This window comes from Pelorhabdus sp. sgz311001 (assembly GCF_055901755.1).
Genome location: NZ_JBVXUT010000001.1, coordinates 800930 through 814054, shown reverse-complemented (window position 1 = coordinate 814054; position 13125 = coordinate 800930). Strand labels below are relative to the sequence as shown.

The following is a 13125-nucleotide window of genomic DNA, read 5'->3' as shown; positions in this document are numbered from 1 at the left end:
TATAGAGAATGCGACTCATTATAGTTGATTCATACCAGAAATCACATCAAAAAGTGGTATCATAATTGCTAGAGCAAACAAAGCGACAATAAGGCCAACAACAATAATTAAACATGGCTCTAATAAAACAGAAAACTTACGAACTGTAACGGTCACTTCTCCTTCGCATATTTGTGCAATTTTGAGCAGCATCGCATCGAGTTCCCCTGTTTCTTCACCAATTGTTACAAACTGGATCAAAAGCGGCGAGAAGAAGACCTGCCGACGTAATAAATCGGTTAAAGATCCGCCTGCTTTTACCTGCTGCTTAGCCTTTTGCAACAATAAACGGATTTCCGGATGATTCGTACTATCTTCAACCAAAATGAGTGCATCCATTAGTGAAATACCACTAGCAAGTAAGGTTGCCAACAGACGAGTAGACTGGGCAATAGCAGCTTTGCGCCATAGGGAACGAACAAAAGGCATTTTGACTGCTATTTGATATAAAATGAAATTGGGACTGCTGTTTCTAAAAAAACAGTAGGCAATCATTCCGCTTCCCCCAGTCACTGCCACGGTCTCCAATCCCCACTCTCGTAAAAAAGCAGAAAAAGCGAGTAAAACTCTTGTTAAAAGCGGTAAAGCCACATGCATATCCGAAAAAACAGCAACAAAATTTGGCATAACAACAACTAAAATAAAACTAACCGATAAACCGGTCATAGCTAAAACGATTAACGGGTACAGGAATGCTCCTTGTAGCGTCTCTTGCAATTCACATTCTTTTTCTAGCTGCTGCGCCAAACTACAAAGGACACTCTCCAAAATACCACCTAGCTCACCCGCTTTAATTGTGGCAACAAAAGAACGGGGAAAAACACCAGTCTGTCGCTCAAAAGCCTGCCATAAGGGTTGCCCCTCCTGCACCTCTTTATAAATAACTTCCAACACTTCGGTGAATTTTTCACTGACGCCCTGCTCCCACAAAATCTGAAGAGCGGCTAAAAGCGATACCCCAGCTTCTAACATCGTAAAAAATTGCCGACAGAAAAAAGCAAGTTCTTTACGACTTACCGATTGGCGTTGCAAACACAAAAGAATACGCGATTTGCTCCGACGAAGTGTAGTCACAAAATACCCTTGCTGACGAACAAACTTTGCAGCGGCTTCCCGACTTTCTGCTACAACTCTTCCCGACACCACTTTTCCCTGCCAATTACGGCCTTTATAAATAAAAGTTTGTGCCATTTTGTGAAGCCTTCTTCCCCATCATAGGCAATGCAAAAATAGCTTTAGCAATATCAATTTTTTTCTAGCCAAATCATTTACTCAAAGTTCGCTCCGAACCGCCCGCATAACCTCAGCTATCGTAGTGATTCCTTGCTTTGCCTTACAAACTCCATCTTTTTTTATAGAAATAAATCCTTCTTGCCCCGCAATTTCAGACAATTCATCAACCGAAACGCCGCGGCTGATAGCCTCTCTGATGGTGCGGGAAAAAGGCAGGATTTCTTGAATTGCCAGTCGTCCTCGATAGCTACTGTGACCGCAGTGCGGACAGCCCCGACTCTTAAAAAAGTTTCTGTCTACCTCTCCCAAATTTTTTAAAAATTCCACTTCCGGTGAATGTGGTAATAAAGAAAAAGGTTCCTTACAGACAGGACACAATCGGCGCACTAAACGCTGTGCAACAATACCAATTAGCGAAGCTGTCACTAAAAAGGGGTCAATCCCCATATCAAGCAATCGTGTAACGGCCCCGACAGCGCTGCTGGCATGAAGTGTACTAAATACGAGATGTCCCGTAAGAGCAGCTCTTACTGCAATGTTGGCTGTCTCCTTATCACGAATTTCGCCGACCATAATAATATTAGGATCCTGCCGTAAAATAGCTCTAAGCCCGGTAGCAAAAGTAATCCCGACTTTCTCATTTACTTGAACCTGATTCACTCCCGGCAAATGATATTCCACGGGATTTTCAATTGTAACAAGATTTTCTTCTGGCTGATTGAGAATTTGCAAGGTCGCATAGAGGGTCGTGGTTTTTCCACTTCCTGTCGGGCCAGTCATTAAAAGTAACCCATGGGACTGACGATACAGTCGTTCATATTTTTGTAAGTTTTGTTGTGATAACCCAAGTTTCTCTAAAGTCAACGGAACTGCCGCTTGATCCAAAATACGAATTACGATCTTCTCACCTTTAATCGTCGGCAAAGTAGCAAGCCGTAAATCAATCGATCGTCCGGCCTCGTTCATTTGGATTCTACCATCTTGCGGGCGACGTTTCTCGGCAATATCCATATTACTCATAATTTTCAATCTCGCTATTAACGGTGCTTGCATGCTTAAAGGAAATGACAGTACTTCTTTCAAAATCCCATCAATGCGATACCTTACTCTGACCTTGTCAGCGAGAGTTTCAATATGAATATCGCTTGCTTCTTCCCGAACAGCCTGTTTTAACAGAGAAGCCACAATCGCAACTATCGGCGCATCGCTAGCAGCTTGCACCTTCGGTATAGGTTGCGCCTCTTCCGCCTTAAGATCTTTTACTGCCTGATTCACCAGATCTTTTACGCCAAAAACCTGATGAATCGCCTGCAATATTTCTTTTTCACTGGCAATAGCCGGACTTATCTCAAAACCGGTAGCAAGATGCACATCTTCTAATGCTAAAAGATTACTTGGATCAGTCATAACAACCGTTAATCGATTCCCCGTTTTAGCAACCGCTAAAATTTTATAACGCTGAACTAAAGACCAAGGAATGAATCTGACGATAGCTGCATCAAGATCTCGCTGCGCTAAAGGAATATACGGAACAGATAACTGCTTCGCTAAAATCGGCATAAGCTGTTCCTCTGTTAAAAACCCTTCTTTCACTAGAATTTGCCCTAATTTTTCTCCCGTGCTCTGTTGCTTGATTAATGCGTCTTCCAGATTATCTACTGTAATGAATCTTGCTGCAATCAGTAATTCGCCTAATCTCTGCCGCTGTTTAACCATTCTTTCACCTCCTCCGGCAAAGCACAGTTGAAGTGAAACTACTTGGTAAATTGCTATGAACAGACGCTTTAATTACGACTCTTTAGAAGCCTTCGCGTTTCTTCGGCAAATCCCTGCTGTTTTCAAAAAATAGTGACAAATTTATAATGAAGCTTTGACTGCCTGGGCCGCAACGTCCATCATTTTTGACCGCGGCGCTTCTTGTCCTGTCCAAATTTCAAAGGCCAACGCAGCCTGTTCTACCAACATGGCTAAACCGCCTAAAACAGGATAACCCTGTCCACGTGCTTTTTGCAAAAACAAAGTTTCTAAAGGATTATAAATCAAATCGCAGAAAAAAGTGTCGGTTTTGCATCGATTCCAAGCAAAAACAGGCTCTGCCTCAACCTGCGGCGACATCCCCATTGGCGTAGAATGGATAATTAGGTCAGCTTTACTTAGACTCTGTTCCCATTCGTTACTAGGCCAAGTCACCGTATTTACAGATCTGTTCAAAAAAAGATTGGCTAATTCATCAGCCTGCGCACGCCGTCGTGCAGCAATTGTTAAACATGCCACTTCTGGGGCTAAGGCGGCAGCTACAGCTCGAGCTGCTCCGCCGGCCCCTAACAACAGTGCATTTTTCCCAGCTAGAGAACATCCTTTTCCTTTTAAAGCAGCTAAAAAGCCCGGAGCGTCTGTATTATAGCCTGTGAGTACTCCTTCTTTTACTACGATTGTATTAACTGCGCCAATCTGCTTTGCCTGTTCATCAATTTCATCGAGATAAGCCATAATTTCTACTTTATGGGGAACAGTTACATTCGCACCAACAAACCCCAGCGACTTTAGACCAGCAACAGCTTCAGAAAGATTGCCCGGCTGCACAGGTAACGGCACATAGACATAATCGAGTCCACAAAATTCAAAAGCCGCATTATGAATCAGTGGCGAATACGAATGGCCTACAGGCCAACCAATCAAGCCGACTTTTTGTGTGGTTCCTAATATTCTCATCGTTTTTCCACCCCCTCATATAACTCAGGGCGCCGATCTTGCAAAACAGTCATACTTGCTTCAGCCTGCAAAATCGCGGTCTGATCAACTTCACCATAGAGAATCTGCTCTGTATCATCGCCTTCCGCTAAAATAGTTCCGTCAGGTCCGACAAGCAGCGAATGACCATAAAAGGGTTGTCCTTTATGCTGACCTACACAATTCACAGCACAAATAAAAAGTTGATTTTCTACGGCCCGCGCCTGCGCCAAAACCTGCCAATTAGCACCTCGTATAGAAGGCCATTCCGCAGGAACAAAAATAACCGAAGCTCCCTTCAATTTCAAGGTGCGAAACATTTCGGGAAAGCGCAAATCATAACAAATAGCCACACCGACTTTCCAGTCTCCAATGGAAAACAGGCAAAGTTTATCACCACTTTGAAAAAAACGGCTTTCCTTAAACAAAGAAAATAGATGTACTTTTTGATAGTCAGTCAAAGCCCCTTTACCATTAAAAACAGGGATGTGGTTATATACCGCGCCATCGCGCCGATAGGCAATTGACCCACCGACTATCGTTATATTATATTGTTGCGCAATACGCTTTAACCCCCGCAAAGTCGGCCCATCCTCTTTCTCAGCAAAACTTTCTACCTGACGCAACGAATAACCGCTTGTCCACAATTCTGGCAAAACAATTACTTCAGCACCCGCTGCCGCCGCTTTTTCCGTTAATTGCAGCCCATGTTGCCGATTATGTTCAATGGCGCCGCTTTCTATATTCATTTGAATCATAGCAATTTTCATCATTTCCACTCCCAATTTACGCTCTATAACTTTTCTTGCTCAATGCAGCATATTTTTGTGGCGAAGCCATGCCACCGTAATTTTTTCTAAAAAGCGTGTAATTTTTGTTCCCAAAAATTCGCGATTCGAAAGCGGCTTTACCCAAATGGTATGACAACCGCTTAAATTTCCACCTAAAATATCGGTGTAAAGCTGATCCCCCATAACTGCCGTTTCCCGTGGCAACAACTTAAGTAATGCCAGGGCAGCCTTAAACCCCCTTAAAGAAGGTTTTAAAGCCTTAGAAACAAATAAGATCCCCTCAGTTGCAGCAATCATTTCTACACGGAAATTGCGGTTATTAGATAAAAGACAAATCTTGATTCCTGACTGTTGCAACTGTTGTAGCCACTGTTTATAGGCAGCAGAAACCTCTTTCTCTCCCCAAGGAACCAAGGTATTATCAACATCAAGAATCAAACCTTTCAACTCATGCTTTGTAAAATAGTCAGCTTCAATATCTAAACAGCGATAAGTCGCTATAGCCGGACATAAAAAACGTAGCATATTTTATCTCCTTACAAAAAATTCAGTTTGAAAAAACAACGTTACAAACTAGATTTTCTAAACAGTTAGATACTATTTTACCCGCCTTGATTCCTGCTTAACCGCAATAATTTTACAGTAAAGCTTTGCAAGCATTGAATCACAAATAAGTTTTTTCTCTTGACAGTACCTAGTCCTTTTTCTATAATAACCACAACTATGATAGCAATAAAAACAACAGCGTGGTGAAACTATGAATAATCAAAAAAAGAACATCATCCTTATTGGTATGCCTGGTTCAGGTAAAACAGCTCTCGGCTGCACCTTGGCAGAAAAGCTGAATAAAGTTTTTTGGGATACAGATCATTATATCGAACAAAGAGAAAAAAGAACCATTCCAGAGATCTTTCAAGCAGGAGAAGCGGTCTTCCGTCAAATTGAAAGCCAGGCGATCTCATCGCTTTGCCGGCAAGATCTACAGATTATTGCCACTGGCGGCGGCGTTGTAACGAAACAAGAAAATATGATTCTTTTACAAAAAGCAGGTATTATTTTTTATATTGACCGCCCGCTTGAAATGATCTTAGCTTCAGCCGAAATGGGCCGTCGGCCACTTCTAGCAAAAGATCCAAAACATATTTATACTTTATACGAACAACGCAAACACTTATATGAAAAGTACTGCGACTATCGTATTGACAATTCTCATTCTCTAAATGAAGCTATATTGGCAATCGAAAAAATCTTAAAAGAAAACCATTTATAAATTATTTCATTCTTTCAGTTGACTGCGGATCGCTTCAATGGCTTTCTTTTCAATTCTTGACACATAGCTGCGAGAAATCCCTAGAATTTTTGCAATATCTCGTTGCGTTTTCTTAGCCCCGCCGGGAACACCAAAGCGCATTTCCAGCACCCATTTTTCCCTGCCGCTGAGACGGGAAATTTCCTTACCTAAACGTTCCTGTTCACAGCGCGTTTCCACAGCATCAGCTACAACATCAGAAGAAGTTCCCAGCACATCAATCAAAGTAATTTCATTGCCTTCGCGATCAATTCCGATCGGATCATAGAGACTGACTTCCGAGCGAGTCCGTTTTGTACTACGCAAATGCATTAGAATTTCATTTGCTATTCTCATCTAGCGGCTCCAAAGTATTCTCATCAGAACCAAATAAATAGACATGAACATTCTCGCCGTCCCAAACCACCTTTTTCACAAAGGTGCGTAGGGCGGCGCGTTTTTGTTCAACGCTCATATCGTCCATCGTATCCTTGAAAGTTCCTAGCATCTGACGGATAAGATCAAACTCAATATTAGAAAGAGCATGATTGGCTGTGAGACTCTCCATTTCAGCAATGCGGCTTTTCATCACCTCACCCTTGTTGTGTAGCTCATCAATTTGTTTCATAATATATCCTTCGGCTGGTGTACCCGCTGCTTTAGAAAGTGACGATACTAGCGCAGCAATCTCTTTTTCATTGTCCGCAAGTACAACGCGCAGACGATCTAAATTATCGTCATATTCCGCGCGACTCCCTTCCAATTGTTTTTTAGCAAGTTCAAGCTGACGGATAAATTCTGAACTATCTGCACCAAGTCGTTTTATTTCTTCACACACAACTCGATCAAGCATATTTCCATTGGCGTTCTTCATCTGGCAGACATGAGAACGGCTTTTTTCTTTCATAGCACAAAGATAAGAGTAAATAAATTCGCCCTGCGCATCCTTCCGTTTACTCAATTTAGGACGCATATAGTCCCCACAAGTACAAAATAAAAGACCGGAAAGAAGTGCAACATTGCTTCTCGGTTTACGAAAAGACTTAGACCGATTCTGTTCTAAATATTCCTGTACCTGAATCCATTCCGCACCTTTAATCAGACCGGTATGCTTCCCCACCGCCACAATCCATTCGTTCATTGGGCGTGTTTGATTAGCCTTACCTGATTTCTGAATGGTACGATTATAAGCCATAATGCCATGTTTTCTATCAAAACCTTCTTTTTCGGCAAACAAATCCACCTCGTTTTCAATTAAATAATGATAAGCCTCCTCGTCAGCAATCATATATACAGGATTGGTGAGAATATTGCGGAGAGCAAAACGGGTAAAAAGTTTGTTATTTTTCGTTTTATAGCCGTTTTGAATAAAGTAAGTTTCTGTTTTCGTCAATGAATTTGTTTCCAAAAACACTTTGTAAATCTCTTTAATAATTTCTGCTTCTTCAGGAATCAGGGTTAACTTACAGGCTTTTTTTGTTTTACCATCTATTGTTATCTTCTCCACTTGTTCAGAAACATACCCTGTAGGGGATGTGCCGCCAAGCCAGCGACCAGTTTTGGATAACTCGTGCATGTTATCACGGATGCGCTCGGCTATCGTTTCGCGCTCTAGCTGGGAAAAAACAGAAGAAATATACATCATGGCTCTGCCCATGGGTGAGGAAGTATCAAATTGCTCCTTAATAGAAATAAAGGAAACATTCAAGCCGTCCAATTCCTCAATCAGCTTAGCGAAGTCACCGATATTACGGCTTATGCGGTCAAGTCGATAGCAGACAATCGCTGAAAACTTCTTCGCTCTTGCCTCAGCCATCATCCTCTTAAATTCAGGACGCTCCGTATTGCCTCCCGAAAAACCTTCATCTTCATATATCAAGATACTTTCGGCCGCGCAGTTAGGGTAATGGGCTCGGATATACTGTTTGCAAAGCTCGATTTGATTTTCTATACTTTCGCCCTTACCTGTGAATTTAGATTTACGGGAATAAATGGCAATCTGCGCTGTATTTTCGTTGATTTGCTTCACCATATTGCACCAGCCCTTTATGTTCTATATTGTTATTTATTAGAACATAGCGGCCTTGATGCGAAAAAAACAAAGATAAGCCGCTAATCTCAAAATTAAGATTAGCGGCTTACCTTTACAAATCATTCAACCAAAGGCTTTTCAGGGGATAGGTTATAGCCATATTTGCTTAAGCTTTTCGTCAAATGATTTTTTACTTTTCCAAAAATATGCGCCAATATATTGTGCATAAAACGAACTTTGCACCGATGACAAGAGCAACCGATAAAAGCTTTTCTGGCTGCTTTAACTAGCCCTTTATGGGCATCATGCATTGTGATCTTCATACCTTCACCCTCCCTGTTACCAGCTGCCGCCTCCGCCACCGTCGCCGCTGGAAGAATCGTAATAAGTCATGCTACTTTCAAACGTGTTCATGTTCTCACTCACCAAATTTGTAAAATACAAAGTGGAAAATAGATTGATCAATCGGCCACGAAACCATTGAGGAGGTTCAAATTCCAAATTTTCAAAAGCGTGAGCCCATTTTTTCTCCAAACCAAAAGCGAACGCGTAGGGCAGTAAAGGATAAAATCGGCTAGATTCATTCCCCTTTTCTTGGGCCATCATTTCTATCTGCCGCTTTAAAGCAATAACCTGTCCTAGCAGCCGATTTCCTGCCGAAGTGCGCTGCCTGGTAAATGCCGCGGCAAAACCGCATACTCCTATCGCTAAAATAACAACATAAGTTACGCTATCAAGTGTATCAGCGAACTGAGCTAGCCCTAACAACAAACCTAGCGCCAATAAAAAACAAATACTATTGGCGATTATCCCTCTTGGCGAACCTATGCCGTTTTTGCGGATAAAATAATCAATACCGATTACAAAAGGAAAAATGAGAAGAGAAAAAGCAAGCATCACAACAGGAATCAGAAAATAATCGGTCAATGAGTAAAAATCATTAACCATTCTCACAGAAAACAATGCCAAACATACAATCACAGACAAGTAACAAACTATTCGTGACTTAGCACTTACCGTCGTATAAATTTCCCTAGAAGGATCATCAAAAAAATCTTCAACACCACTGGCCACCTTATTCATCACACCGATAAACTGGTCTTTTACCGCATTCGGAGTAACGCTGTTCCCGTTTGCAAACAAAGCATTAAACATGATTTGTTCATAGGATTTCAGTTGATCATCGGCATCTTTGATCTTGATCATTCTAAGACTATCCTGCGTGTCAGCTTCCAATGCGAGATAGCCTTGATTAGCCCAGTGGATAATAAGTGCCATCCTGCCTTTATTCTTAGACTCACCACCTAGAAGATAGCCAACCTCAGCCGGATTTAACGTTAGCCCAGCAACGTAGTTAGCATTTGTCTGCAGTTTCGGGTTGCGTCCGAACAAGAAATATAAAAGCAGGCAGCATATTGTCAGCCCCGCCGGAACTCCCAGCCAAATCCATTCCCCTTTTGCTTCCACACTATTAAAATATCCCTCGGGCAAATCTATCCTGACCGTCAGCCCTCGTCCATTGCCCAGTACATCTTCCACTCTACCTGTAATGGTATTTCCTTTTACCTCAAAAGGTACCAGTATACCCGCTTCGGCACTGCCTAGCATAAACCGGATTGCGTTAGGATCGAAAGCCTTAGGCATTTCAATGGTAAAAGTAATATTGCCGATCTGGGTATCCCATTGATCGCCGATTAAATGATAATATAGTTCATCAAACGCTTTGGTCCCATCATCACCAAACTCATAGCGATACTGAATAACATAGGTTTTATCTCCTATGATGGTCTTACCGGTCTCACCGATTTTAAGCACCAAACCTGATTTTGTTTCCTTATCGACAGGAATCTCTTGACCAGTACTACCATCAGTTACGGAAATATTGCTTATCTTATTTTTTTGAACATATGTTATATTTTCTTGTTGTATAAGCCGCTGCATTTTATGAGTAAGCGGAATAGTCCTGTAAATGCCGTGCTTTGGCTCATCAAACTGAGCCGTAATCCGTTCAGTAACGTCTAAAGCATTATTTTCATGTACTTTCACATTTACATCGTACGCTGTGATTTTGTAACCGTGAAAAGATAAGATCATTTTTCCCATCGAAGGAGTGTTTATTTCCGGTGCCGCTTGTGTTAAAGGCAGAAAGCAAAACATAGCCAGCAACACCCTAGCTATCAGCCAAGTAATTTTTTTGCATTGTAAGCTAATCACTTCTTGTCGCTTCTCCCTCACAAGTTTGTTATATATTTTATTCTGCCGTCTTACCAAATTCCCCTTGCTAGCAAAAGCAAACGATAGGATACGTCAAAAGGTTTTGGTACTCCTATCAATATTTTAGCTTTTTTTCCATTTTGAGTATTGTAAAAAAGCGACATCTGAGTTTTAGATGTCGCTTTTTACAATACTTACTTCTTAACAATCAAATTGAAATCATTCTCGGTAAAAAACATAGCTGTCACTTTTAGAGCATATCGTAGCTATAAAAACATATTCTTTTGCTCTAAACATTTGTATTTTATTTATTTTTCTCTTGCAGGTTTTTTATATCCTCTTTATATTCTTTGGCAACTTGTTGCAATTCTTGTCGTTTTTTATTGATATCATTAATGGTTGTCTGATCGAACGTATCTGATTGCACAGCCTGCATAATTTTATTCAATTCTTCCAAAGTCATATCCACTTGCTTTATGGCCTTATTATGAACCTCTTGCACTTCCTTAGTTTTTGGTTTATAAGCTTTTTGTTTTTCTGCTAATACCGTGAATTTTTGCACAATATCGTTTAGTGTCTTGACTTTTTCTTCTTTATTGTCAATCACTAGACGATTGGACATGATTTGGTTGACTTTACTGTTGAAATCAGCCATCATTGGCGCTACTTCAACACTCATACCCTGTTGAAATTTTAAGTATTCGTCTAAATCACTTTTGACTGATGTGCCACAACCGGCAGAAATTAATAAGCCGATAATGGCAAATATAATCAATATTTTTTTATTTAACATTTTTCCTCCAATGGTGCTAAATTATCTATTCTCTATACATGATTGCATTATTTATTCCGGTGGAATGATCCTATATTGAAATCGGCGAGATAATTCCACCATTTGTGCCGGAGTTTCCTTCATACCGCCGCGCAGCCAAGTTTTTAAAACAGAAATATACCCGTCGATTATAAAAGCGCCGCAATAATGGCGCTCCTGCTCTGTCAAATACTCTAGCTGCTGTGCCCATAAAAGCCCGTATTCCTCTTTAACGGCCCCACTAATCCGCTCCCAAAAACTACTACCCGTATTGGGATTCATTAAAATTGTGAGTAACTCACTATTATCAGCTAAGAACTCGTAAAGCGATAGCAAAAAATCATATTGATCTAAAATATCGTGATTCTTATACTCTAGAATGATGTTATCTAGCAACTTTTTTTCTAGTTGAACTAATAATTCATAAGGCGTCTTATAGTGCAGATAAAAAGTTGCCCGGCTAATATCGGCAGCCTCCGCAAGTTCCGGTATGGAAATATCGTAGATACTTTTCACTTTCAGCAATTCAAGCAGCGCTTTTTCAAGGAGCCTTTGCGTACGCCGATAACGCCGATCTTTTGATTTGTCATTCATATTATAATCCCCTGCTAAAGTTATCTAAAAAAGATACAAACCATCTTTTCCTACTACATACTATCCAATTAGCAAAGGCCTGTCAAATCATCCTATTATCAAGTTGAGTTTTCGCCAATCAAAATTACACAGGGATCTGAAACGCTATCGCCAATGCGGTAATCAAAGCGACAATGCCATAGAAAAATAAAGCTCTCCCCATATAGCGCTTCCATTTTGGCTGCATGGACGATATGATCATACTTACCATAAACATTAATAAGTAAATCGAGCCAATAACCGCACTAACTCCAGCAACAACTTCAATAATAGCAGCTAACATAAAATCCCCCTTATATCATGAAACATTTTTGTATGATTCCATTTAGTTCTGGCTTAAAATTTGCAGCCGTTCTTTCGCAAACAGCAGATCTGGGTCGTTTGCAGGCGCATATTGAATAAAACCCTCGTAGGCGGCTTTTGCTTCCTCGCTGCGGCCCAAATTTTCCAAGGCAATTGCTTTATTATAATAAGCATCAGAGAATTTCGGATCGAATTCAATAGCCTTATTGTAATCAGCCAATGCCTGATCATAAAGTTCTTTAGCATCATAAACAACGCCTCGGTTATAATAAGCTTCAACATCTTGCGGCGCTAAGTCAATCGCCTTGTTAAAGTCAGCTAATGCAGCATCATATTTACGCGTTTCGGCATAAGCATGACCTCGATTATAATAAACATCGGCAATTTGACCATCTAGTTCCAGCGCTTTAGTATAGGCTTGAATCGCTCTATCATAAAGATAACGCTTATGATAATCAAGACCTTGATTAAACCACTCCTGGGCAGTTTTCTCTTGGTTTATCTTTTGACTATTTACACTATTAGGCAGCTTAACACCATTAATAGTAGCCGCCTCCCCCGCGCTAGTCATCAAAACCATTACCCCCATACATATAGCAAGCAAACCAATCCCCGTAAATTTCATTTTCATCCTCCTCAAAAAAGCAACTATGTATTTTTATTCGATAAATAGTGATTTTCAATACATAATATATGATATTCAATTAATAGAAATTTGTCAATTAGGCAATTGGTACTATTTACTGTCCAAATCGCGAATATCATAGCCTCTAGGAGAATAAAGACAAACATCCACCGCATAAGCTGTATCAACCACCGAAAGGAGGAAGTGAACTTGAAGATAATCGTTCACCCTCCTACTAGCCTGGAGGGATTACGCGACTTGCAAAAAAAAGTTGCAGTCATTCATGCTGAAGCAATTGTAAAGTACATAACTAAACTATCTTGTCCCAAAGAACAAAAGATGCAATTATTTATCAGCATCCAAAGTGCTTTAAAAATAAGTAAGTGAAACAATCGTTAGACTGTTTCACTTACTTATTTTTCTTCG

14 protein-coding genes and 1 pseudogene are annotated in these 13125 nt (G+C 40.6%); 2 read left to right on the top strand and 13 right to left on the bottom strand.

What is annotated here, in order from left to right; translation table 11 throughout:
- Positions 1-18: 18 nt before the first annotated feature.
- The 5 genes from AC0MXB_RS04210 to AC0MXB_RS04190 form a co-directional block, all read right to left on the bottom strand.
- The gene (locus AC0MXB_RS04210; protein WP_474038359.1) at positions 19-1230 is read right to left on the bottom strand and encodes a type II secretion system F family protein; all 1212 of its coding nucleotides are present in this window, start codon (positions 1228-1230) and stop codon (positions 19-21) included.
- Positions 1231-1311: 81 nt separating this feature from the next.
- Complete coding sequence (locus tag AC0MXB_RS04205) at positions 1312-2988, bottom strand: GspE/PulE family protein (protein ID WP_474038358.1); 1677 nt, start codon at positions 2986-2988, stop codon at positions 1312-1314.
- A gap of 141 nt (positions 2989-3129) precedes the next feature.
- A complete protein-coding gene (gene aroE, locus AC0MXB_RS04200; protein ID WP_474038357.1) occupies positions 3130-3984 on the bottom strand; it encodes a shikimate dehydrogenase in 855 nt (284 codons plus the stop codon).
- A complete protein-coding gene (locus AC0MXB_RS04195; RefSeq protein WP_474038356.1) occupies positions 3981-4775 on the bottom strand; it encodes a carbon-nitrogen family hydrolase in 795 nt (264 codons plus the stop codon). Before AC0MXB_RS04195 ends, aroE begins: the two co-directional genes overlap by 4 nt.
- Positions 4776-4811: 36 nt before the next feature.
- Positions 4812-5318 (bottom strand): YqeG family HAD IIIA-type phosphatase, encoded by a 507-nt coding sequence (locus AC0MXB_RS04190; RefSeq protein ID WP_474038355.1) that lies wholly within the window; start codon positions 5316-5318, stop codon positions 4812-4814.
- 232 nt (positions 5319-5550) lie between these two features.
- Here AC0MXB_RS04190 and AC0MXB_RS04185 point away from each other — a divergent pair, with 232 nt between their 5' ends.
- The gene (locus AC0MXB_RS04185; RefSeq protein ID WP_474038354.1) at positions 5551-6063 is read left to right on the top strand and encodes a shikimate kinase; all 513 of its coding nucleotides are present in this window, start codon (positions 5551-5553) and stop codon (positions 6061-6063) included.
- Positions 6064-6069: 6 nt separating this feature from the next.
- Here the strand turns inward: AC0MXB_RS04185 and AC0MXB_RS04180 are convergent, their stop codons facing one another.
- The 8 genes and pseudogenes from AC0MXB_RS04180 to AC0MXB_RS04145 all read right to left on the bottom strand — a co-directional run bounded on the left by AC0MXB_RS04180 (position 6070) and on the right by AC0MXB_RS04145 (position 12699).
- Positions 6070-6438, bottom strand: a complete 369-nt coding sequence (locus AC0MXB_RS04180; RefSeq protein WP_474038353.1) for a sigma-70 family RNA polymerase sigma factor — start codon at positions 6436-6438, stop codon at positions 6070-6072.
- Positions 6422-8113: a recombinase family protein gene (locus AC0MXB_RS04175; protein ID WP_474038352.1), complete on the bottom strand. Its 1692-nt coding sequence runs from the start codon at positions 8111-8113 to the stop codon at positions 6422-6424. Before AC0MXB_RS04175 ends, AC0MXB_RS04180 begins: the two co-directional genes overlap by 17 nt.
- 153 nt (positions 8114-8266) lie before the next feature.
- Positions 8267-8421: pseudogene (locus AC0MXB_RS04170) on the bottom strand (transposase); the annotation flags it as partial.
- Positions 8422-8452: 31 nt separating this feature from the next.
- Positions 8453-10327, bottom strand: a complete 1875-nt coding sequence (locus tag AC0MXB_RS04165) for a DUF2207 domain-containing protein (RefSeq protein ID WP_474038351.1) — start codon at positions 10325-10327, stop codon at positions 8453-8455.
- Between the two features lie 304 nt (positions 10328-10631).
- Positions 10632-11120: a hypothetical protein gene (locus AC0MXB_RS04160; RefSeq protein ID WP_474038350.1), complete on the bottom strand. Its 489-nt coding sequence runs from the start codon at positions 11118-11120 to the stop codon at positions 10632-10634.
- A 51-nt stretch (positions 11121-11171) separates the two neighbouring features.
- Complete coding sequence (locus AC0MXB_RS04155) at positions 11172-11732, bottom strand: TetR/AcrR family transcriptional regulator (RefSeq protein WP_474038349.1); 561 nt, start codon at positions 11730-11732, stop codon at positions 11172-11174.
- Between the two features lie 124 nt (positions 11733-11856).
- Positions 11857-12054 carry a hypothetical protein gene (locus tag AC0MXB_RS04150; RefSeq protein WP_474038348.1) on the bottom strand — a complete coding sequence of 66 codons (198 nt, stop codon included), beginning with the start codon at positions 12052-12054 and terminating at the stop codon, positions 11857-11859.
- A 42-nt stretch (positions 12055-12096) separates the two neighbouring features.
- Entirely contained in the window at positions 12097-12699 is a 603-nt protein-coding gene (locus AC0MXB_RS04145) for a tetratricopeptide repeat protein (RefSeq protein WP_474038347.1), read from the bottom strand.
- Between the two features lie 210 nt (positions 12700-12909).
- Here AC0MXB_RS04145 and AC0MXB_RS04140 point away from each other — a divergent pair, with 210 nt between their 5' ends.
- A complete protein-coding gene (locus AC0MXB_RS04140) occupies positions 12910-13086 on the top strand; it encodes a hypothetical protein (protein WP_474038346.1) in 177 nt (58 codons plus the stop codon).
- Positions 13087-13125 lie beyond the last annotated feature (39 nt).